The organism is Luteimonas kalidii, assembly GCF_029887935.1.
GTDB lineage: Bacteria > Pseudomonadota > Gammaproteobacteria > Xanthomonadales > Xanthomonadaceae > Luteimonas > Luteimonas kalidii.
In genome coordinates this window covers 1-22,201 of the sequence record NZ_JARXRO010000001.1, presented here as the reverse complement: position 1 = coordinate 22,201, position 22,201 = coordinate 1, and the positions used below count along the sequence as shown (strand labels likewise).

Sequence of the window (22,201 nt, the reverse complement as noted above, 5' to 3'; positions counted from 1 at the left end):
TCAGGGCGTCCGCGGGTCTTCCATCGCCGGCGCCGGCTCAGCGCGGCGGGCCTCGGCCAGCTCCCGCAACCGCTGCAGTTCGCGTGGGTCGAGCATCTGCACATCATCGCGGCTGCGGGTGTCGATGCGCTGCGCGAGCAGGCCCAGGATCCAGAGCCCCAGCAGCACAAGCGCCGCGAGCAGGCTGACCACCACCACCGCCATCGACGCGGTCATGAAGGCGATCGCCAGGGCCGCGATCGCGAGCAACAGGAACAACCAGGGCATGGGCAGGCTCCGCTGCTGGGACACCGGCCAAGTCTACCCGCAAGCCGCGGCGAAGGACGCCGCCGGGGCACCGCCTGCCGCCGCTGGTCCAGTGGGTGGTGCCGGGGGAGTCGCGCGTCCCACGACGATGCGGGTGCGCGTCACCGGGTCCTGCTGGCCGGATTGCGTGCTTCCCGGTGTCGCGCGAAGGCGGACCGCGCGGCTGCCGGCTGCAACCGCCATGGGCTCGACCGCTAGAGCCCGGGTGCCAACCGGCGGGCCAGCCGCACGGGCCGACCTGGCGGGGAGGCTACAGCAGCGGCGACAGCAGCCGGGCCAGCGCCTCGGGCAGCCGCGCGGTCAGCAGGCCGCGATGGCGCCCCTGGCGGACCCGAGGCGCATGCGCGAGCTCGCCCTCGATCAGCTGCGCCAGCGACGCCGCGAGCGCGGCGTCGTCGAACAGCACCGACACCTCGAAATTGAGCCGGAAGCTGCGATGATCGAAGTTGGCGCTGCCGACCACCACCAGGTTGTCGTCCACCAGCAGCGCCTTGGTGTGCAGCATGCGCGGGCCGTACTCGTAGATTTTGACCCCCGCCACCAGCAGTTGCCCGAAGTACGAACGCGCCGCCAGCGTGACCAGGCGCGAGTCGCTCATGCGTGGCACCAGCAGGCGCACGTCGAGCCCGGCCAGGGCGGCCGAGGTGAGCGACATCATCGCCGCCTCGCCGGGCACGAAATAGGGCGTGGTGAGCCAGACGCGCCGCCTGGCCGCGTGGATCGCGCCGACGTGGGCGCGATGGATCGCTTCCCAGGGCGAGTCCGGTCCCGAGGTGACGACCTGTGCGCGCACCGGCCCGCGCGGCAGTCCGGGGGTCTGTCGCGCGACCTCGCCGATGAAGTCGCGCTCGCCGGTGGCATAGGCCCAGTCCTCGACGAACACCTGCTGCAGTTCGCGCACCACGTTTCCTTCCAGGCGCAGGTGCAGGTCGCGGTACGCGGCCGCGTTGACGGACTCGTTCTGGTCGTCGGTCACGTTCATGCCGCCGGTGTAGCCGATGCGGCCATCGATCACCACGATCTTGCGGTGGGTCCGCAGGTTGGTCCACGGCCGTTGCCAGACGCGGCCGAAGCGGGTGGGGTGGAACCAGGCCAGTTCGCCGCCGGCCTCGACCAGGGCGCCGAAGCAATGCCGCGCGCCCGACGCGCCGATCGCATCGAGCAGCAGGCGCACGCGCACGCCCGCCCGGGCGCGCTCGACCAGCGCGTCGCACAGCGCGTCGCTGCTGTGGCCGCCTTCCCAGATGTAGTACTCCAGGTGGATGTGGTCGCGCGCGCTGCGGATGTCGGCCACCAGGGCCTGGTACTTGGCCGCGCCGTCCACCAGCAGGCGCACGTCGGTGGCGGTGGTCATCGGCAGTTCGGTGGTGGCGCGCGCCATGCGCGCCAGCTCGGCGACCTCGTCGTCCTCTGCGAACGGCTGCGCCGGCAGGGCGCCGCGCACGCGCGCACGCCGCAGCCGCTGGCGTTCGATCCGCTGGGGGCCGAACACGTGGTAGACCAGGAATCCCACGTAGGGCAGCAGCGCCAGTCCCAGCAGCCAGCTCAGCGTGGCCACCGGCTCGCGCTTCTGCAGGACGATCCAGCCGCCCAGCAGCACCAGGTACAGCGCCCAGCCCAGGGTCAGGTACAGGCGCAGGTAGGGCATCCCGGCCAGCGCGTCCCAGCCCTGCTTGAACACCTCGAGGATCGGCACGGCGGCTCCATCGTCGCGACCGATGCGACGCCCGGGGCGTAGGCTAGCCGGATGTCGATGGCGACGAAAGCACGCGCGCCGGCGACCGCGCCGCTGAAGGGCCGCGGCGCGGCGTCCTACGTGCCTGGCCGTTTCGAAACCGCCACCACCCACGCCGAAGACGACGGCTGGGACAGCCTGCAGCGCCGCGACGAGACCGACCCGGACCCGCACCCGGACACCCGCGTCCACGAGGAACGCGCGCGCAGCGTCGTCAGCCGCAACGATTCGCCGGACATCGGCTTCAGCCAGTCGGTCAATCCCTACCGCGGTTGCGAACACGGCTGCGTGTACTGCTTCGCGCGTCCGTCGCACGCCTACCTCAACCTGTCGCCGGGGCTGGATTTCGAGACCCGGCTGTTCGCCAAGACCAACGCCGCCGAGCGCCTGCGCGCAGAGTTCTCGCGCAAGGGATACCGCTGCTCGCCGATCGCGCTGGGGATCAATACCGATGCCTACCAGCCGATCGAGCGCCGCTACCGGATCACCCGCAGCCTGATCGAGGTGATGGCCGAATACCGCCACCCCTTCAGCCTGATCACCAAGAACGCACTGGTCACGCGCGACCTCGACCTGCTCGCGCCGCTGGCGGAGCAGCGCCTGGCGACGGTGTACTTCTCGGTCACCAGCCTCGACAACCGGCTGTCGGCGAAGATGGAGCCCCGCGCCTCGGCGCCGCACGCGCGCCTGCGCGCGATGCGCGAACTGGCCGCGGCCGGCGTGCCGGTCGGGGTGATGATGGCGCCGGTGATCCCGGCGCTCAACGACCACGAACTCGAGGCGATCCTCGACGCGGCGTACACGGCCGGCGCGCGCGCGGCGGGGCATGTCCTGCTGCGGCTGCCGCACGAGCTCAAGGACGTCTGGCGCGAATGGCTGCAGCTGCACCATCCCGATCGCGCCGCGCACGTGATGAGCCTGGTGCGGCAGATGCGGGGCGGCCGCGACTACGACAGCGCGTTCGGTTCGCGCATGCGCGGCGAAGGCCCGTTCGCGGACCTGATTGCGCAGCGGTTCGAGCGCACCCGGCGACGACTGGGGTTCACGCGCCTTCCCGCGCTCGACACCACGCTGTTCCGGACGCCCGCGGCCAGCGGGGACCAGGGCCAGCTGTTCTGAACCGCAGTTGTGCGGCCGGCGCAACGCTGGCGCGTTCAGCGCGCTTGCACCGGCCCTGCACGGCGATGTTCCGTAGACTGTCGCCCGTGCGTCCTCCCGCGTCCTCCTCTGCCGCCGTGGAAGCCCTGTCCCCGACCGTGTATCGCCAGGCGTTCGACGGCGTCGACGCCGCGCTTGCCGTGCTGTCGCCGCATGGCGAATGGCTGTCCGCGAACCCCGCCCTGTGCCGGCTGTTCGCGCGTACCGCGGAGACGCTGGTGGGCACCCGGGCGCATGAGCAGCTGTTCGAGCCGTCGCTCCGCGACCGCATCGCCGCACTGTGTGCGGCGCCGCCGGCAGATCCGCTGCAGCGACAGGTCCTGGCGAGCGAGGAGGGCGCAGGCCCCGATCCCGCCTCCGAAGGGTCTGCCGCCTGGCGGGTCACGATGACCCGGCTTGCCGCGGACGGCGCCTGGCTGATGCAGTGCGAGGACATCGTCCCCGAGCGGCGTCGCGCGCGACAGGACGCGGAGGCGGCACGGCTGCAGGAGCACATCGCGCACGGCCTCTCGCATGACCTGCGCGCGCCCCTGCGCGGGATCGCCGGCTTCGCTGCCCGGCTGGACGAATCGGCGGCCGTGGCCGAGGCCGGCAAGCCCGACCTCGCGCGCATCCGCTCGGCCGCCGTGCGCGCCGAACGCCTGGTGCAGGCGCTGCTCGAACTGCTGCGCGCGTCGCGCCAGCCGCTGCGGACACGCGAGGTCGACGTCAGCCTGCTGTGCGAGTGGGTCGCGGCCGAACTCCAGGACGAAGATGCCATGCGCGCGGCCACCGTCGAGGTGCCCGCGGGCCTGGCCGCGCACGGCGACGAGCATGCGTTGAAACTGCTGTTGCGGCAGGTGCTGCACAACGCATGGAAATTTTCGGCCGCACGCGAGCGGGTGGAGATCACCATCGAGGGGGTGCGCGATGGCGATCGGCTGCGCCTGTCGGTGCGCGATCGCGGCTGCGGTTTCGACATGCGCTATGCTGACAAGCTGTTCCTCCCGTTCCAGCGCCTGCATGGCGCCGAACAGGGCGGCGGCGACGGGCTCGGCCTGGCGATCGCGCAGCAGGTGGCCGCGCGCCACGGCGGCCGCATCTGGGCCGAGTCGCATCCCGACGAGGGCAGCACCTTCTTCATCGAACTGCCGGCGGGGGCCGGCGAGGGCGGGGAACACAGGCCATGAACCAGAGCGACATCCTGCTGATCGAAGACAACCCCGACGATGCGGAACTGACCCGCATCGCCTTCGCACAGGCCGGGATCGATCGCCAGCTGGTGGTGGTCCGCGACGGGGCCGAGGCGCTGGACTACCTGTTCGCACGCGGCACGCACGCCGAACGCGACGCGCACGCACTGCCGGCGATCGTGCTGCTCGACCTCAACCTGCCCAAGCTCGACGGGCGCGAAGTGCTGCAGGCGATCCGTGGCGATGCGCGTACCCGCACGCTGCCCGTCGTGGTGCTGACCACCAGCGACGAGCCCTTCGACGTCGAAGCCACCTATGCGCTCGGCGTGAACAGCTACATCCGCAAGCCGGTCGCGTTCGAGCAGTTCGTCGACGTGGTCAAGCAGATCGGCCTGTACTGGCTGGTGCTCAACCAGCCGCGCGTCGCCGGCTGATCCGGGAGCCATGGCGCCGGTTGTTCCTTCTCCCGCCTGCGGGAGGAGGTGCCGAGGGCCGATGAGGGCGCGCCGCACTTGCTGGACTCGCGTGGCGATGCAATCTCCCGGATGCGCTGCGCTTATCCGGGCTACGCACGGTGGGATTCATGGAGAGTGCGGTCAGTCGAGGCGACCGCTCGCAGCTGAAGGCCGACCGCAGCCGCCTGCGCCTCAGGCGGGATACAGCGCTTCGGCGCGCTGGAACAGGATCCAGCTGGTGGCGATGAACTTGTCGCCGCCCTGCGGCCGGTTGCCGCGATGGGTATGGGTGAACGCGGTGGGCGCCAGCAGCAGGTCGCCGGTGCGCGGCACGACCTTGCGCTGCTGGAACAGGAACTCGGTCTCGCCGGCATCGAAGCCGTCGTTGAGGTAGACCGTCCACAGCAGGTGGCGGTGCAGCGTTTCGCAATCCGCCGCGCGCGGGAACAGTTCGCAGTGCCAGTACGGATAGCCGCCTTCGCCGGCGCGATACCACTGCAGGTTGATCGCGCCCGGACGCAGGCAGGTGCGCGCCAGCTGGCCGAGTGCGCGGTCGTCGAGTGCGGCGATGTCCTCGGCCGACAGGCGGCGCAGGCCGCCCTGGCCATCGGGCTGCTGCAGCATCAGCGGCGCCACCAGCGCCTGCGGATACTTGCGCAGGTAGGCCAGCAGCCCGCCGTAGACGGCGACGTTCAGGGCCTGGGCGACCTCGGCCCAGTCCGCGCGGTCGCTGATCGACAGGTCGCGGCTGCGCTTGAGTTCCGGGTACACCCCGCCGCCGACCTGGCCGGGCGAGAGCGCGTCGCTCGCGCGCATGCGCGCGACGATCGCATCACAGGCCTGCGCATCGAGCGCGGCGGGGAAGACCTCGATGAAATCGGCAGGCGCATCCATGCCTGGATTCTAGCCGCCGTGCGCGACGCGGGCGATGGCGGGTGCGGGCCAGGTCCCGATCGCCCGTGCGGACGGTGCACCACGTGGCCAGGCCACACGGCCGCGTCGGTTGCGCAGGATCCTCAGTCCATCCCCGACTGCCAGTCCCAGCGCAGCCCCAGCAGCAGGCCGCGCCCCGGGGCCGGCTCGTAGTAGCGGCCGTTGCCCTCGTTGACGATCACCGAGCCGATGTGGGCATGGTCGAACACGTTGTCGACGCGCGCGAACGCCCGCCACCTGCCGCGCGCCGTGTTCCAGGAACGTGCCGCTTCCGCGTTCGCGATCGCATGGCCCGGCGCCTGCTCGCTGCCGGTGTCGTTGACGCCGATGCGGTCCACGGCGACCGCTTCGAGCGCCAGCCGCCAGTCGCCAGGCTCCCACTGCAGCCGCGCCGAAGCCTGGCGGCGCGTGGTGCCGGGGATCGATGCGCCCGCGGGGACCTGCACCGAGGGATCGGTGCAGCCTGCGCCGGTGCAGATCGGGAACGTGTCGCGGAAGCGGGCGTCCAGCCAGGTCGCGGCGATCGCCAGCGACCAGTCGGCGCCGAAGGGCAGCACCGCGGCGATCTCGGCCCCCTCGCGGCGCGCGCGACCGACGTTGCGGTAGCTGCTGCGCCCGCCGACGTTGCGCGCCACCGCCAGTTCGTCGTCGGTGTCGGCGCGGAACAGCGCCGCCTCGATCTGCACGCCGCCCGCGGTGCGCCACTTCGTGCCGAGCTCGACATTCGTGCTGGTGGCCGGCGCGAGGTCGAACGCCAGGCCGGCGCCGCCGTCGGCGCGGTAACCGAGCTCGTTGAAGGTCGGGGTTTCGAAGCCGCGTCCCGCCGAAACGTAGAGTCGCCAGTCGGCATGCGGCGCGAACGTCAGGCCGAGCACCGGGGTGGTCTCGGCGTAGTCGACGCGGCCGCTGTCGTCGGGATTGTCGGCGCTGACGTAGCCGTCGCGGGAGCGGAAGCGCACCTGGCTGTGGCGCACGCCGGCGAGCAGCGACCAGCGCGGCGCGAACTGCCACCACGCCTGCGCATACCGGTCGACGTTCTCCACCCGGTTGCGTTCGTCGCGTCGCAGCGCGCCGCGCACGCCGAGCGCGTCGCCGACGAAATTCTCGTAGCCGCGACGATGCTGGCGCTGGCGGTCGGCATTGGCGCCGGCGGTGAATTCGAGCGTGCGCCCGGCCAGGCTGCCCGCCCAGCGCCAGCGCAGGTCGAGCCCGCCGTAGTCGTTGTCCAGGTCGATCACGCCGCCGGAACTGAGCGGATTGGACTGTGCGCCCACCGGCACCGACAGGAACTGCTCGATCTCGCGCCGGCCCGCGTACGCCATCGCTTCCAGTGCATGGCCGCCGCCGAGCGGCTGCTCGAGACGCAGGCCGAGCTGGTCCTGGCGCGCGGACTTGCGGGTGCCGTACTGCAGCGCCACGGCGGTGGCCTGGCGCGGGTCCGCGCGCACCTGTTCCGCGGTCAGCCCGAGCGGATCCTGCGCGTCGGGGGCGTCGAAGTGGTTGCCCACCAGCTGCACGCGACCACCGCCCGGCAGCGCCGCGTGCAGCTTGGCGTTGAGCGAGGTGCGGCGCGCGGCGCTGTGGTCGCGCCAGCCGTCGGTCTCGAAGCGACTGGCGGCAAGCGCGCCGCCGAGCATGTCGCCGGCGCCGCGCACGCTGGCCGACAGCACGCGGCTGTCGTCGCGCCCGGCGCTGGCCTGCACGTGGCCCTGCGTCGGGTCGACGCCGTCCGCGCTCCAGATCTGCACCACGCCGCCCGACGAGTTGCCGTGCAGCGCGGAGAACGGGCCGCGCAGCACCTCGATCCGCTCCGCGCCGGCGAGACTGAAATGCGAGACCTGGCCCTGGCCGTCGGGCATCGTGGCCGGGATGCCGTCGGCGTATAGGCGCAGGCCACGTACACCGAATGTGGAGCGCGCGCCGAAGCCGCGGATCGACAGCTGGGTGTCCTGGGCGAAGTTCTGGCGTTCGCGCGCGGCCAGGCCGGGCACGCCGTCCAAGGCTTCGGACACGCTCACGCCGGGCCTGGCGGCGGTGCCGTCGAGCGTGACCACGCTGAGCGACGCGGGCACGTCGAACGCAGGCACCGACTGCAGGCGCGCCGAGGTGACCTGCACGCGATCGAGCGTCACCGCGTCCGCCGTCGGCTCCACCGCACGGGCCGCCACGACGGGCAGGACGGCAAGCATCGCCACCGCCAGCAGGGCGACCCGACGCGCGCGACGGCGCGACATGGCGCCGACCGCGCGCATCAGAGCAACACCGGGAAGATCGTCATCGCCGCGCAGTCTCCGCGATGGGACATGAAAACGCCGTGGCCATGATCGTCGCAGACGACACGCGGGCCGTGCGAGGTCCATGCCTGCCGTGCGTCGAAGCGACCGCATGCTGCGACGAACGGTGGCGGCAGTTCCATCGCACGTCCATCGCAAGCGCGCATATGGCCCGCGCGCGCCGCTGTCAGCTGACGGCCGCGACCGCCTTCGCCACGTAATCGAGGTTGTCCGCACTCAGCGCCGCCACGCAGATGCGGCCGGTGCCGACGGCGTAGATGCCGAACTCGTCGCGCAGCCGTTCGACCTGTGCCTTCGACAGGCCCGAGTACGAAAACATGCCGGCCTGGCGCGCGATGAAGTCGTACTGCGATGCGCCGTTCGCGGCGAGCCGCTCCACCAGGCCGGCGCGCAGGGCATGGATCCGCGTGCGCATCCGGCCGAGCTCTTCTTCCCACTGCATCCGCAGCGCCGGATCGTTGAGCACGCCCGCCACCAGCGCGGCGCCGTGCGTGGACGGGCTGGAATAGTTGGCGCGGATCAGGCGCTTGACCTGCGACTGCACGCGCCTGGCCTCGTCGGCCGAATCGCTGACCACGGTCAGCGCGCCGACGCGCTCGCCGTACAGCGAGAACGACTTCGAGTACGAACTGGCGACCACGAAGTTGCGGATCGGCGAGGCGGCGAGCAGCCGGATCGCCAGCGCGTCCTCGTCGATGCCGCGGTCGAAGCCCTGGTAGGCCATGTCGATGAAGGGGAACAGCCCGCGCTCGTGCAGCAGCGCGACCACGCGCTCCCACTGCGCCGGCGTGAGGTCGGCGCCGGTGGGGTTGTGGCAGCAGGCGTGCAGCAGCACCACGGTGCCGGGCTCGAGCGCGACCAGGTCGGCCAGCATGCCGTCGAAATCGAGGCCGTGCGCCGCGGCGTCGAAATAGGTGTAGTCCACCACTTCGAACCCGACCGCGCCGAACACCGCGCGATGGTTCTCCCAGCTCGGGTTGCTGATCGCGATGCGCGCGGCCGGCAGCGCCTTCTTCAGCAGTTCCGCGCCCACGCGCAGCGCGCCGCTGCCGCCGATGGTCTGGGTGGTGATGGCGCGGCCCTCGCTGACCAGCGGCGACTCGCCACCGAACAGCAGGTCGCGCGTGGCGCGGGTGTAGTCGGGCAGGCCGTCGATCGGCAGGTAGCCGCGCGGCTTGCTCTGTTCGGCCAGCTGGCGCTCGACCTGCTGCACCGCGCGCAGCACCGGGATGCGCCCGGCCTCGTCGTAGTAGATCCCGACGCCGAGGTTGACCTTGGTGGCGCGGGTGTCGGCGTTGTAGGCCTCGGTCAGGCCGAGGATGGGATCACCGGGAACGAGCTCGAGCGGGGCGAAGAAGGACACGGCGGCAGTGGTCGCAGGCAGGAGGGAAGGGGGCCGCGCACGCGGCGAAAAACCGCGTGAGTCTAGCAGCCGTGCGTGCGCCCGGCCCGGTCGTTGCGGACGGAACCGTCTCGGCGCCCGCGCTCAGACGTCGCCGTCGTTCGCCCAACCCTCGCCCGTGCCGCGCTGGAACACGGTGTCGGTGTCCAGCACATCGCCCGCGGCGACCGACGGCTGCCCGGCCACGCGCGCATAGATCGGAGTGAAGTCGGGCGCGGTGGCGTCGATCAGCTGCTGGAAGCTGTCGATCACGAAGTAGGTCTTCTGGTAACTGTCGATGCGGTAGCGGGTGCGCATGATCCGCTCCAGGTCGAAGCCGATGCGGTTGGGCGCGGCGCTTTCCAGCGCGTGCAGCGATTCGCCCTTGGACGAGACGATGCCGCTGCCGTAGATGCGCAGGCCGCCGTCCTCGCGGATCAGGCCGAACTCCACCGTGTACCAGTACAGCCGGGTAAGCGCCTGCAGCGCGTCGGGACCGATGCCGTGCGCCTTGACGCCGCCCTGCCCGTAGGCCTGCATGTAGTCGGCGAACACCGGGTTCATCAGCAGCGGCACGTGGCCGAACAGGTCGTGGAACAGGTCGGGTTCCTCGATGTAGTCGATCTGTTCGGGCGTGCGGATCCACCAGGTGACCGGGAAGCGGCGGTTGGCCAGGTGGTCGAAGAAGTCGAGCTCGGGCAGCAGGCCCTCGACGCCGATCAGCTGCCAGCCGGTGGCCTCGCCCAGCACGGCGTTGAGCTCGGCGTATTTCGGGATCGCGTGCGGACTCATGCCCATCGCGTCCTGGGCCTGCAGGAACTGCGCGCTGGCGCGGCCCACCAGCACCTCGCGCTGGCGCGCGAACAGGGTGGCCCAGGTGGCATGGTCCTCGGCGCTGTAGTCGTCCCAGGGCTGCTCGACGATGCCGGTGGCGTAGACGGGCACCTTGCCCTTGTCGGTGTGCAGGTTCTCGACGCGGCGGGGCGGGGCGGACATGGCGATCTCCAGCGCGGGGTGGCCGTCGGAGCGGCCGGGATGGCGAGCGGCGACCCTTGAAGCGTAGCCGCATGCCTGCGCAACAGGCTTGCAAAGTTGCGCGCACAGGCCGAATGGGCGCAACATCATTGCCAGTCTGCCGCATTCAACGCACGAAATGACCGCAATCGCACTCGACCGCACCGATCTGCAGCTGCTGGCCGAGCTCCAGCGCGCCGGCCGCCAGACCAATGCCGAACTGGCCGAACGCGTGCACCTGTCGGCCTCGGCCTGCCTGCGCCGGGTGCAGCGGCTGGAGCGCGAGGGGGTGATCGCCGGCTACCGCGCAGAACTCGACGGTGAACGCCTGGGGCTCGGGCTGCAGGCCTTCGTGCGGGTGCAGCTGGCCAGGCACGATGCGGGCTCCGTGGCCACGTTCGCCGAACAGGTGAACCAGTGGCCGGAGGTGGTCGCCTGCCACGCGCTGACCGGCGACATGGACTACCTGCTGCACATCGCGGTGGTCGACCTGGAGCACTTCTCGCGCTTCCTGCTCGACCGGCTGCTGGCGCAGGCCGGCGTGGCCGACGTGAACTCCAGCTTCGTGCTGCGCACGGTCAAGGCGTTCCGGGGGCTGCCGCTGCCGTCGGGGTGATGTCGGAGCGCGTGCCGCCCGGCTCGCGCCCGCGATGGGCGCTGCGGAAGGTCTCGATCGCGCCGCGGTCCTGCAGGGTCACGAACACGCTGCGGCCGTCGGCGCCGCCGAAGGCGAGATTGGTCGGCTTCGACCCGGTGAGGACCACCTCGCGCAGCAAGGCGCCCTGCGGCGACACGATCGCCACCGTGCCCGCGCCATAGCGCGCGATGTACAGGTTGCCGTGTTCGTCGGCGCGCATGCCGTCGAGGCCATGGGCGTCGAAGGCGATGAGCAGGCGCTTGCCGGACACGTGGCCACGCGCATCGATGTCGTACGCCCAGATCCGACGTTGCTGACTTTCGTTGACGTAGAGATGGCGGCCATCGGGCGAGACCTCGATGCCGTTGGTCGTGCCCATGCCGGTCTCGAGCAGGTGTGCGCGGCCGTCGCGGTCGATGCGCCACAGCTGGCCGTCGCCATGCGACCAGCGCGGGTCGCTGGCGTAGAGGGTGCCGTCGGGCGCGATCGCGAGATCGTTGGGCTGGTGCATGCGTGGATCGTGCGAATGTACCGCCACCGCACGCGTGCGTGGCTCGATCCGCAGCACCGCATGGCCGGTGTAGTCGGCGACGTACATCCATCCGTCGGCGTCGAAGACGACACCGTTTCCGGTGCGCCCCGCCGGCAGTTGCACGAACAGTTCCGCGCGTGCGTCGCCGCTGTCACCCGTGACGCGACCGATCGTGCCCTCGCGCGCGAAGTTGACCGCGTACAGCACGCCGTCCGGACCGGTGGCGGGTCCTTCGATGCCTGCGGTGAACGTGCCGTCGACCACATGGTCGGTCGCGACGTAGAGCGGCACCGACATGGCGGGTGCAACGATGGCCGCGAGGATGAGCAGGAGCCGTCGCAGCGGTCCCGGACGCAGTTCGATGGTGGGCATGGCGCGCGACGCTAGCATGCGAATCGCGCGCTGTCGGCAGATTCGCGTCGATTGACGGGCGTGTCATTCAACGCAGCCACCCTTGCGCCATGCACCGGACTTCGGAGCCGTGCGTGTGCGCATCGAGCGGACGCAATGCCGCCATGCCATGCCCGATGCATGGCCGAATCGGCGGCGATGCGGGTCGACGGCACACGCCATCCGGGCATCGACCCTGGGACGCATCTGCCCGTGCCCGCGTCGACCCCAATGCCCCACGACAGCCGCTCAGCGGTCCAGCGGACTCAACACGCCGCCCGCGCCGCGGTTCAACACGTGCGTGTAGATCTGGGTGGTGGCGACATCCTTGTGGCCCAGCAATTCCTGGATCGTGCGGATGTCGTAGCCGGCTTCGAGCAGGTGCGTGGCGAAGGAGTGGCGCAGGGTGTGGGCGGAAACCGGCTTGTCGATGCCTGCGCGCAGCCGCCCGCGCCGGATCGCCCGCGACAAACTCGCGTCGTCCAGGTGGTGGCGCCGCTCGGCGCCGTCACGGGGATCGAGCGACCGACGCATGGCGGGAAACACGTACTGCCAGGCGAACTCGGACGGCGCCGCCGGATACTTGCGCGCCAGCGCATGCGGCAGCCAGACCGCGCCGAAGCCCGCGTCCAGATCCGCCCGGTGGAGCACGCGGGCGCGCTCGACCTCCTCGTGCAGCGGCGCGACCAGCGAGGCGGGCAAGAGGGTCCGCCGGTCTCGCCCGCCCTTGCCGTCGCGCACCGTGATCTCGTTGCGTCCGAAATCGACGTCCTTGACCCGAAGCCGCAGCGCTTCCATCAGCCGCATCCCTGTGCCGTACAGCAGCTGCGCGACCAGACCCGTCCGCCCGTCCATGCACGCCAGCAGCGACCGCACCTCCGCCTGCGACAGCACCACGGGCAAACGGGCCGGACGCTTTGCGCGCACGACATCCTCCATCCATGGCAGCCGCTCCCCAAGCACTTCGCGATAGAGGAACAGCAGGGCGGACAGGGCCTGGTTCTGGGTGCTTGCCGCCACCTTGTGGCGCACGGCGAGGCGGCTGAGGAACCACTCGACCTCCTGCCCACCCAGTTCCCGCGGGTGGCGGCGCCCATTGGCCAGGATGAACCGGCGTATCCACCCAAGGTAGGCACGCTCGGTCCGCAAGCTGTAGTGATGCACCCGCAACTTCCGGCGAACTTCGTCGAAAAGCCGCGGCCCACGCCCGTCCCTGGCGTCCATGGTTATCAGGCGCTTCCGTCGTGATAAGAAATATCCGCCGTTTCCGACGGGCCAGGAGTCAGCATGCCGGAACGGACCGAGGACCAGAAAGCCGGCTAACCCCTTATCCCGGGTAGGAAATCACCGAATTGACCGGTGGGAGACGAGGCTGAATACTCGGCGCTACACCCCGCTTGTGGGGTCTACTAGGTGTTAGGCCGCTCGGGCCAAGCATCAATCGCTGTGCTGGCTTCAGCTGCTGCACCTGGCATGCGCAAGCCTGCCACTCCAGTTGCACTCACAGCAAGTTGGTTCCCGACCGGTCCTATGGGCAAGCCGTTGGCTGGCGGCATTGCGCGCAGCAATGTCCTTCCCGCACCTGTGTGGGGCCAGCTTGCCGCGGCTGCGGTTTGGGGTACAGTTTCGGCAACAGGGCCCGGCAGTTCCGTCGCCGGCGCCCTAACTATTCGTTCAAGCCGAACCGGCTTCGCCGGTCGGCTTAACTCAGTTGTTAGGTGCCACATGGATCATGTCACCGATCTAGAAGAGAATCTCGCAGCAATGGCTGGACTGTTGGCTGCCGCTGGCGAGGACAAGTGGCGCAAGTACATTGCAGACTGTCAGTTGCGTGTCGCCTCAGGGGACTATTCTGGTGTTGAGAAGCTTCTACTCGCTTATGGCGGCATGGGGTCGCTAAACGATGTGCAGGGTGCCTCGGACTCAGACCACATCGCACTACACACTGTGCTATCACGGTCGTATGACCTTGCTGTTGCCATACGGCGGGCACGTGACCGGGCTGGCACCTAACAATTCATTCAAGCCGACGCCGCTTCGCGGCGCGGCTTAATTCTGGTGTTAGACCTAAGTACCGAGCAACATGGCTACTGAGAGAAGTGACAAGCTGTACGAGGCGGCACGTGACGCCCAGCAGAAGTTTGATTACTTCATCTTGGGCGTGATCGGCGCCGTGTGCGCTTTCATCGGACAGTCTTTCCGACCGCAAGAGCTCGGATTAAACCCCAGCTCGCTTGAGCTCTTGGCAGTCTTGACGCTCTTTGGCGCAGGAGTTGCCGGCTTCAAGAGAATTGAGGCTACGAATCGCGCCGTAAAAATGAACAGCGGCTACTTACGCTTCCAAGAGTTGCGGGGCGCGATAGTCTCGTCGCAAGGCGCACCATTCATCAACACTGCAACTGGGCGCGTCTACTCCCATCAGGATGCCGCATCTGAAGTGGCTGCACTAGATTCAGTAATACCCAAAGCTAAAGTTGACCTAGACAAAGCAGGTGATGACAGTCTGTCGGCCTACAAGTGGCGGAATCGCTTGTTGGTGGCAGGGTTCATCCTTTTCATAGGCTCGCGCGTGTGGAGTGGCTATGTTTAGGTCTAACAATTCGTTCAAGCCGAACCCGCTTCGCGGGTCGGCTTAACTCAGGTGTTAGGCCACACATGAAAGCACTCTTGCTCTTGATAGTGGCAATAGCTTTCACCGGCTGCTCGACACATCCACCGAGCAATCTCACATCATTGTGTGGCGGTGGAGCACAGGAGCAATGGCAGGCTGCGGTCGCCCCGCCACCGGATGCAGCCGCTCTTGAATCACTTGCAGATTCAAGTCCAAACTTCCCTGCGGGAAAGATGGACTACCCAATTGAGCAGTGGTTCTCCACCTCTGCCGGTGATCTGATGCTCTGTAGGAGAGACAAGAGTTCTTGCATGGGTGAGTGGTGGCAATTCCAGTATTCTGACGGCAAGACGGCCATATCCAGACAGGATGCATGGATTTGCGTCACTGGTGTGTGGCCTAACAATTCATTCAAGCCGACGCCGCTTCGCGGCGCGGCTTAATTCCGGTGTTAGGCACCCATGACACATCAGTCCGCTACTGAGGAACTTGACGCCTGCGGTTACCTGTACTTGGAGGAAATATCGGAGCCGTATGTCAATGGGCTTCGCCTCGTCCTTAGCGAGGGAATCGTCGCGGATAGAACTGAGACTTTGACTATCGGCAACACAGAAATCTCAGATATTCGCCCCGTTGAAGTGACTGACGCCTCGAGGTGGTTTGAGGTTGTGTGGGAAACGTACATCAGCTACTCCGTACGCAATGAGTCTTTCTGCTCCTGGGATAAGACGGAGGAGTGGTCCGGCAACGCTTTTCGGACCTACACTAAGTCCAAGTTCTTAGACTTTGTCTCCTCCGGAACTTTCGCTAGCAACGACTACCCCGGGCCATTTGTTCACTATGAGATTGTCTGCTCAGACCATGTTGTTGACGTTGCCTCAGAGCACCCACCGACGGTTCGTCGCGTGGATGCCTAACAATTCATTCAAGCCGATGCCGCTTCGCGACACGGCTTAATTCAGGTGTTAGGCCCCGCATGGAAAGACTCGGCTGCTCAGAATGCACCGGCATTGCAATCGACCAGCAGATCCGCACGCCGGGCGAGCTGAGGCGCACTCTCTTGATTCTTTCTAGTGAGATTTTCCGCGGGGCGCTTAGACAGGAGCCTTCAACTACTGAGCGTGGTCTCAATCAGCCCACCGTCCAAGATCTGCTGGCTCATCCGTATCCAGACGTTTTTCGTACCAGCTTTTGTTGCACGCACTGCGGTCAGCGTTTCCAACTGTCGTGCGAGGCTTATCATGGTTCCGGTGGGCGCTGGTCAGTGCAACCGGCTGGGGCCTAACAAATCATTCAAGCCGAACCCGCTTCGCGGGTCGGCTTAATTCAGGTGTTAGGCCGCTAAAAGCAGAGCCAGCCAATGGTGGCTTCGCCTCGTTTGCCAGTTCGCCTCTTTCGCCACTCAACTTGTGCTTCGGTCAGTCTCTCGTCGCGCGGGAGAGTGCATCGTCCGGTGGCTCGGCTTCGGGCGCCTCGGCGTCAGCTAGGCCGCGCGGGCAGGCGGACCCGTCGTGGGGCTAGCCTTTGCTTCGGCAGCTGCCAGCTGCCAGCGGACAGTGCGTCGTCACGCGCCGGCGTTCCCGGCCACACAGGCATCCGAAGCAAAGGCCTTGCGTGCCTCCTCCCTGTCGTCGCATGCTGCGGCCTAACTACTCGTTCAAGCCGATGCCACTTCGTGGCACGGCTTAACTCAGGTGTTAGGCCGCTATGACCGCTCTCGGCTGGCTTCTAACCCTCGCTCTAGTCGGGTCGGGCTCGGCTGGACCTTGCGCTGGCTTGGACCCAGAGTTGCTCGTATGCCCGGCACCAGAGGCGCCGCGGATCACTGAGCTGACACGTGGCGAAGTGACGCTGGAGCTGTCAGTGGCAGCGGACGGATCTGTCACGACGTCGCGGGTGCAATCTGCGTCTGGTCATCCTGCTTGGATCGCGGCTGCTCAGCAGGCGGTCTTGTCTTGGCGCTACCGGCCCGGGTCTGCGAGCAGCACGCGGACAGTTCCATTCGACTTCAAGTACGCGGACGACTAGTCGCGGCCTAACGAGTCGTTGCAGCCGACGTTGCATCGGCGCTCGGCTTAGGCGGCAGGTAAAGCTTGCCACCTAAGCCAATCACCGCTACAACGCAGCTGAACTCTGGTGTTAGGCCACATGGCAAGCACTCGGGCTTGGGTACGTACAGAAGACTGCGGGCAGCTGCTTGCATTGGTTCTGTCCGCGCTTGAGGATCAAGGTTCAGTAGTCGTACTTGAGGGCGAGCTCGCGGAGGTTCCACTGCCGCTTCATCTTGAGTGCGATCTGCCCTCAGGCTTTGTCCATCAGGCACCCGAATCATCTGACTGCTTGGCGCTCACGCTCAACAATGAGGCATCCGGGCAAGTTATGGCGGCTCTATTCGGTGCATCCAAACGACTTGAGCAAGTAGCCTCTCTGCACGTGTATCGGCATGGAGTGCTCGCTTTTCTTGCCGCAGACTCGTTTCACCCAGAGTGCATATCAGTTCAGTCAGGTGCCCCTGATGGTTTCGTACATCAACTCGTGGCCGCTGGTGTTGCTGTACCGTATGTGGCCTAACAGTTCATTCAAGCCGAACCCGCTTCGCGGGTCGGCTTAACTCAGGTGTTAGGCCGCTATGCAAGCAGAGCCACTGTTCGCAATCACAGACAACTACGAGCTGATCGCACTGCATCGCTCACTCTTTGAAGCTCAGTTCACCGTTGAGCCGCATTCGCGCGATGTTCCCGGCAGTCCTCTTCTTGCATCCTTAGCAAATCGAGTTGTAGATGCCCTTACTCAGCAAGATCCTCGATGGTCGGAGTGGCGCATCGCAGCCAACCACCCGGACAGAGTTCAAATCGTTCGTCGCCGGCTCCCCGAGGAGCACGGCTGGTCGGGCATGTCGCAGGCGGAGAGAGAAACGCATGTTCGCAACCATCTTGCCCCTCTCATCCCGGATAGTGATCTTTTGCACTCCCTGGCCAGTGACGCGGCCTAACAATTCATTCAAGCCGAACCCGCTTCGCGGGTCGGCTTAATTCAGGTGTTAGACCTCATGAAAAGCATCCTGGCAATCGTCACACTCTTTGCAGGATCGGCATCCGGCTCAGCTTCTGCCATCTCAGACAGTGAGCTTAATCTCGGAGGCGTGGCGCTCGGTGACTCAGAGGCACAGGTGCTAGCTGTGCTTGGCCCAGCGCCAAAGCAATCTGACACTGGCGAGGGTATCGCGCTGGAGTACTCTGACCTCACTGTTCTCGTTGGCTGGTTAGAGCAGCAGGCTCCGGACAAGCAGCGCCGCGTCCTCCAGCTCACGGCAACCGGATCTAGGGCTTGCACGCCGTCAGGCCTCTGTCCGGGCGCGCCGATGTCAAAGGCCGTAGCTACTTACGGTCAACCTGTTCAAGCCAAGCGGGAGTCTGGTAGCTTCCTCGAGTACTACAGCAATCAATCATCTTGTTGGCTTCAGGTAGGCACTTCGGGCGAGACCATCCGTTCAATCAGTGCGGTGTGCCAGCCATGAGGCCTAACAATTCATTCAAGCCGAACCCGCTTCGCGGGTCGGCTTAATTCTGGTGTTAGGCGCCACTGGAGAGATCATGTTCGCCGAAAGAGGTCCAAACGAAAGCGTCTTCTACTCCGGTGGCAACATCATTCGACACACAGTTGTGGAGGGCGACGATTTAACCCTCCGCTCCGGAGATCAAGACGTTCTGGTTCGCAACGTCTCAATACTCGGTCCAGACCATTACAGAGGAACGATCTACGGGTTTGAGCCCAGTAGAGTCACAGAACTCAATGGACTTGAGCTTGACCAGGAGATTGAGTTCTATGACAAGAACATCTTTGCCGTACGCGGCGCCTAACAATTCATTCAAGCCGATGCCGCTTCGCGGCACGGCTTAATTCAAGCGTTAGGCGGCTATGGAGCTCTCAATGGGACTGACGGTTCTTCTTCTCGCTATCCTGCTTGCCGCTAACATCTTTGCCTCAGTGGTCATATTTCGTGTGCCTATGCTCTCTCCTTCACAGCGTCGCCTGCAACTCGCCTTTATATGGCTCGTTCCTCTGATTGGCGCCGTGATATGTGCAGCAGTCGCTTACGCGCAATCCGTCAGGACAACCTCACCCAGCACAATAGACGCCCTCTATCTAGACTCCGATCCTACCGTCTTTGATGGTCTAGTCGCTGGCAACAGGGGCAGCGGTGATGATCCTGGCTTAGGCGCCGGCGGGGACGGTGACTAGTGTCGCCGCCTAACAATTCATTCAAGCCGAACCCGCTTCGCGGGTCGGCTTAATTCAGGTGTTAGGCATCATGGAAACCATATCGGATCTCCAAGAAAAACTTAGAGGCATCAACACCTACGACGACTTCTTTGAGGTCCGGCGGACAATGACCGGATACTCAGAGGAGACTGTCTTTCGGTCGTTATGGTCCCTCGCCGTTCGGCGCGCTGGGGACGAATCCACGCGCATGGCAGGGTACATGCTTGCGGAACTCCAACCAGATGCCCAGGAAAGCCTTGAGTCCCTGCTCTCGCAAGTTCACGCCTCAGAACTTGATGCCAGCAACCGAATAGTTCCCTTTTATTTGATATCGCAGTTTGGAAAGCACGTTGTGCTGCAAGCCTGCGCTAGATTCATTGGAGCCTTACCCCAAGGCTCACCGCGATCGAGAGTAGATGCTGTGCTCTATTGGGCAGGATTTCCCGCCTCAGACCTTTGCAAGCACTTCCACGACTGGGAGGCGCGCGACATGTACGGGGTGCCGGATGATGCCTAACAATTCATTCAAGCCGAAGCCGCTTCGCGGCTCGGCTTAATTCAGGTGTTAGGCCGCAGAAATGCGCTCTAGATCTTCTCGCTCCAACGCTCGTCCTGTTCGTGGTGCTCCCTGCCAAAAGGCGCTTCCGCTAGTTCCGTGCAGCGCGCCGGGTCGGGACTGTGCAGGTCGGCTTCGGACCGTCGGATCGCGCCAGGCAATCGGAAGCTGCGCGGGCGCCTTCGGCAACTTCCAGGACAGTGCCCGGGCCGGCGCGTGCAAGCGACGGCAGCTTCGGGGGCATCTAGAGCAACAGTCTTGCAGCTCCTCACTGGCCGGAGTAGCGTGCGGCCTAACTAGTCGTTCAAGCCGACGCTGCTTCGTTACACAAACCACATGGCAGGTACAGCTTGCCATGCGGTTTGCTCCACTACGCAGCGCGGCTTAACTCAGGCGTTAGGGGGCATGTGTGAGTTCTCCAGAAGACCAACTGCTCTATAAAGACCTCACGCGCGAAGACGATGTTGGTTTGGTGCTACGCGGGCACTTGCACATAGAGCACCAGCTCATGGAGATTGCTCGAATTGTCCTTCCCTTCGGAGACAGGTGCGATTGGGGAGTGTTCTCCTACCGCACCAAGGTCGAACTAGCGTATGCCTGTGGACTTCCGCAGGACGCCCGTGACGTTCTGCTAAAGCTAGGGAAGCTCCGCAATGACTTTGCTCACAAACTAGATGCAAGCATTACCAAGCAACTAGCCTTGGACCTTTACAACAGTCTCTCTGACCGGCATCGGGAAGGGTTGAAAGAGTCGTACAAGGTCATGATGGAAAAGCCAACATTCTCTCCGGCGAGCCTCGAGCCAAGGGACCTTCTGACGCTTGTACTGCTGAATATGCACTCGGCTACAAAAGCGGCAGTCTTGGCGCTACAGGCCATGCCCCCTAACAATTCATTCAAGCCGAACCCGCTTCGCGGGTCGGCTTAATTCAAGTGTTAGGCCTCATATGATGCATTCCGAGTTCCGCTTTACTCGTCGCGGCATGAGCACTCTGTACGACGTGACTGTCCGCTTAGAGGCAGTTCCTTCGGACGCATTCTCGGCCTGCCTCGGCGCTGGTATCACGTCGCAGGCGCTGAGCCATGTAGCTGTTCTTGCGGGAGTTGAGGCGGCGCATCGAGCTGCGCCCTCGGGCACACCTATGGCTGTGACGGTCGTGGACGTGATTGACCACTCTGGTGTTACCGGCGATCTTGGGTACAAGATCTGCGCGGAGGCGGCCATGTATCACTTACTCGGGCGTCCGGAGAAGGCTACATCTCCAGGGCACGTACTGGGTGAGGCCTAACAATGCGTTCAAGCCGAACCCGCTTCGTTACGCCAACCACATGGCTGAGAAAGCCTGCCATGTGGTTGGCTCCACTGCGCGGGTCGGCTTAACTTAGGTGTTAGGCGGCATGGACACGTTCGATGCACTGGCGGAATGGCTTCTCCTGGCATCGGCGGCGGCCGTGCCGTGGCTCGTTGCTCGGTTCATCCGTACCAGTCCGCGCTGGAAGCGAGTGCTCGCTGTCCATCTAGTGTCGCTTGCCCTTGGCCTAGCGATCTTGTCCGCTTATGCCTACTGGCCGCACATCTTCGTAGACCTCCGGCTTGGGCTGCTAGGCTACGACCAAGGTGGAATGAGTCAGAGTGAGCGCTCCGCAGGTGTTGAGCCAGAGCACCGCGAGATTGCAGCACATCTCTTCAATTCAACAATGGGTGTCGGCTGGCCGCTTCGAGTGGCTGTCTTGTTGGCCGTCTACGTTCCATACTCCCTGGCGGCAGGCTTCCTGGGTATGTTGCTGTTCAAGTCGGGCAGGCGGCCAGGCTATGCCGCCTAACAATTCATTCAAGCCGAACCCGCTTCGCGGGTCGGCTTAATTCAGGCGTTAGGCGCGCATGGTCGTCATCCGACAACACGGAACCAACAGCGAGCTTTTTGACATCTCGAAATTTCTCGTGGACGTCGACCGGTTCGTGAAACCAGATTCCTGGCACATCACCATCGATGACTGCATGGGCGATCGCGCTCTCGAGATTGAGCAGCTGACGGCTGTAGGCCTGTCAATGTCGGATAGAGAGTTCCGCGCACTGTATCGCGGCATCTATCAGACAATTGAGGGGCGCTTCATTGGCCTAGCTGGGGGTGAACGCGTGTTTGAGCTGCTGGCGGTCGACTCGTCGTTCTGGGAGGTGACTGGCTCACCAGCCTTTGAATCGCATATGCTCGCAACTTACGGGGCGTGGCAGCGCGCCTAACAATTCATTCAAGCCGACACCGCTTCGCGGCGCGGCTTAATTCAGGCGTTAGGTGCTTGTGGACAGTGCATCGCTAACCGATAGGACGATCCGCGAGGTACTCACGCCTTTGTGTGAGCCCGTACATCCCGCATGGATGGACGGAAACACCACGCCTCTTGCCACATCCATGGCGGTGCTTCGGCTAGCCGATGGGGACCTGATCATGCTGGCTCCCTGTGAGGTAGAGCCGGAGCCTGGCAAATATCCTTCACTCGGGCTCTCTGTGGAGAAATGTGATCCAAGCGCTCTGCAATGGGTTCGGAACGGCAACACCTACTCAATGCAATCCCTCCCTGACGCAGTCGGACTGCTGCCGTTCTCTGTATTTCACGTTGAGGAGACGGATCCACTCGGCGAGGGAGCGGTGAGTGAAATTGCACTGATTTGTAATGACCCAGTGATTTCCTGCTCAGGTGCTACCTTTTGAAGGAGAGCACGATGAGCCAAGTGATGGACGAAGAGATCAAGCGTTGGACGGCC

At 65.5% G+C, this 22,201-nt stretch carries 19 protein-coding genes; 10 read left to right on the top strand and 9 right to left on the bottom strand.

Annotated elements, in window-relative coordinates; translation table 11 throughout:
- Positions 1-267 (bottom strand): hypothetical protein, encoded by a 267-nt coding sequence (locus QFW81_RS00085; RefSeq protein ID WP_280576501.1) that lies wholly within the window; start codon positions 265-267, stop codon positions 1-3.
- Positions 268-556: 289 nt separating this feature from the next.
- Positions 557-1,954 carry a cardiolipin synthase gene (gene cls / locus QFW81_RS00080; protein ID WP_280576598.1) on the bottom strand — a complete coding sequence of 466 codons (1,398 nt, stop codon included), beginning with the start codon at positions 1,952-1,954 and terminating at the stop codon, positions 557-559.
- Positions 1,955-2,059: 105 nt separating this feature from the next.
- Between cls and QFW81_RS00075 the strand changes: the two genes are divergently transcribed.
- From QFW81_RS00075 to QFW81_RS00065, 3 genes are all read left to right on the top strand, one after another.
- Complete coding sequence (locus QFW81_RS00075) at positions 2,060-3,160, top strand: PA0069 family radical SAM protein (RefSeq protein WP_280576499.1); 1,101 nt, start codon at positions 2,060-2,062, stop codon at positions 3,158-3,160.
- A 116-nt stretch (positions 3,161-3,276) separates the two neighbouring features.
- Positions 3,277-4,368 carry an ATP-binding protein gene (locus QFW81_RS00070; protein ID WP_280576498.1) on the top strand — a complete coding sequence of 364 codons (1,092 nt, stop codon included), beginning with the start codon at positions 3,277-3,279 and terminating at the stop codon, positions 4,366-4,368.
- On the top strand, positions 4,365-4,805 hold the full coding sequence (locus tag QFW81_RS00065; protein WP_280576497.1) for a response regulator: 441 nt from the start codon (positions 4,365-4,367) through the stop codon (positions 4,803-4,805). The genes QFW81_RS00070 and QFW81_RS00065 overlap by 4 nt, the downstream gene beginning before the upstream one ends.
- A gap of 213 nt (positions 4,806-5,018) precedes the next feature.
- Here the strand turns inward: QFW81_RS00065 and QFW81_RS00060 are convergent, their stop codons facing one another.
- From QFW81_RS00060 to phhA, 5 genes are all read right to left on the bottom strand, one after another.
- Positions 5,019-5,720 (bottom strand): 2OG-Fe(II) oxygenase, encoded by a 702-nt coding sequence (locus QFW81_RS00060; protein ID WP_280576496.1) that lies wholly within the window; start codon positions 5,718-5,720, stop codon positions 5,019-5,021.
- A gap of 122 nt (positions 5,721-5,842) precedes the next feature.
- Positions 5,843-7,993, bottom strand: coding sequence for a TonB-dependent receptor family protein (locus QFW81_RS00055; RefSeq protein ID WP_280576495.1), 2,151 nt, complete (start codon positions 7,991-7,993; stop codon positions 5,843-5,845).
- A gap of 17 nt (positions 7,994-8,010) precedes the next feature.
- Positions 8,011-8,175: a hypothetical protein gene (locus QFW81_RS00050; protein ID WP_280576494.1), complete on the bottom strand. Its 165-nt coding sequence runs from the start codon at positions 8,173-8,175 to the stop codon at positions 8,011-8,013.
- 44 nt (positions 8,176-8,219) lie between these two features.
- Positions 8,220-9,416, bottom strand: coding sequence for an amino acid aminotransferase (locus QFW81_RS00045; protein ID WP_280576493.1), 1,197 nt, complete (start codon positions 9,414-9,416; stop codon positions 8,220-8,222).
- A 123-nt stretch (positions 9,417-9,539) separates the two neighbouring features.
- Positions 9,540-10,430 (bottom strand): phenylalanine 4-monooxygenase, encoded by an 891-nt coding sequence (phhA, locus tag QFW81_RS00040; RefSeq protein ID WP_280576492.1) that lies wholly within the window; start codon positions 10,428-10,430, stop codon positions 9,540-9,542.
- A gap of 157 nt (positions 10,431-10,587) precedes the next feature.
- Between phhA and QFW81_RS00035 the strand changes: the two genes are divergently transcribed.
- Positions 10,588-11,064, top strand: a complete 477-nt coding sequence (locus QFW81_RS00035; protein ID WP_280576491.1) for an Lrp/AsnC family transcriptional regulator — start codon at positions 10,588-10,590, stop codon at positions 11,062-11,064.
- Here the strand turns inward: QFW81_RS00035 and QFW81_RS00030 are convergent.
- Both QFW81_RS00030 and QFW81_RS00025 read right to left on the bottom strand, forming a co-directional pair.
- On the bottom strand, positions 11,027-11,989 hold the full coding sequence (locus QFW81_RS00030) for an SMP-30/gluconolactonase/LRE family protein (RefSeq protein ID WP_280576490.1): 963 nt from the start codon (positions 11,987-11,989) through the stop codon (positions 11,027-11,029). The genes QFW81_RS00035 and QFW81_RS00030 overlap by 38 nt on opposite strands.
- Before the next feature lie 267 nt (positions 11,990-12,256).
- Positions 12,257-13,231 (bottom strand): integron integrase, encoded by a 975-nt coding sequence (locus QFW81_RS00025; RefSeq protein ID WP_280576489.1) that lies wholly within the window; start codon positions 13,229-13,231, stop codon positions 12,257-12,259.
- A gap of 249 nt (positions 13,232-13,480) precedes the next feature.
- On the opposite strand from QFW81_RS00025, the gene QFW81_RS17680 reads away from it, so the two are divergent.
- From QFW81_RS17680 to QFW81_RS00005, 6 genes are all read left to right on the top strand, one after another.
- Positions 13,481-14,020: a DUF6966 domain-containing protein gene (locus tag QFW81_RS17680; RefSeq protein WP_425603938.1), complete on the top strand. Its 540-nt coding sequence runs from the start codon at positions 13,481-13,483 to the stop codon at positions 14,018-14,020.
- A 70-nt stretch (positions 14,021-14,090) separates the two neighbouring features.
- Positions 14,091-14,597: a hypothetical protein gene (locus QFW81_RS00020; RefSeq protein WP_280576488.1), complete on the top strand. Its 507-nt coding sequence runs from the start codon at positions 14,091-14,093 to the stop codon at positions 14,595-14,597.
- A gap of 1,728 nt (positions 14,598-16,325) precedes the next feature.
- Positions 16,326-16,646, top strand: a complete 321-nt coding sequence (locus QFW81_RS17675) for an energy transducer TonB (RefSeq protein WP_425603937.1) — start codon at positions 16,326-16,328, stop codon at positions 16,644-16,646.
- Between the two features lie 1,565 nt (positions 16,647-18,211).
- Positions 18,212-18,478, top strand: a complete 267-nt coding sequence (locus tag QFW81_RS00015; RefSeq protein WP_280576487.1) for a hypothetical protein — start codon at positions 18,212-18,214, stop codon at positions 18,476-18,478.
- 2,357 nt (positions 18,479-20,835) lie between these two features.
- A complete protein-coding gene (locus QFW81_RS00010; RefSeq protein WP_280576486.1) occupies positions 20,836-21,261 on the top strand; it encodes a hypothetical protein in 426 nt (141 codons plus the stop codon).
- 58 nt (positions 21,262-21,319) lie between these two features.
- A complete protein-coding gene (locus QFW81_RS00005; RefSeq protein WP_280576485.1) occupies positions 21,320-21,679 on the top strand; it encodes a hypothetical protein in 360 nt (119 codons plus the stop codon).
- Positions 21,680-22,201 lie beyond the last annotated feature (522 nt).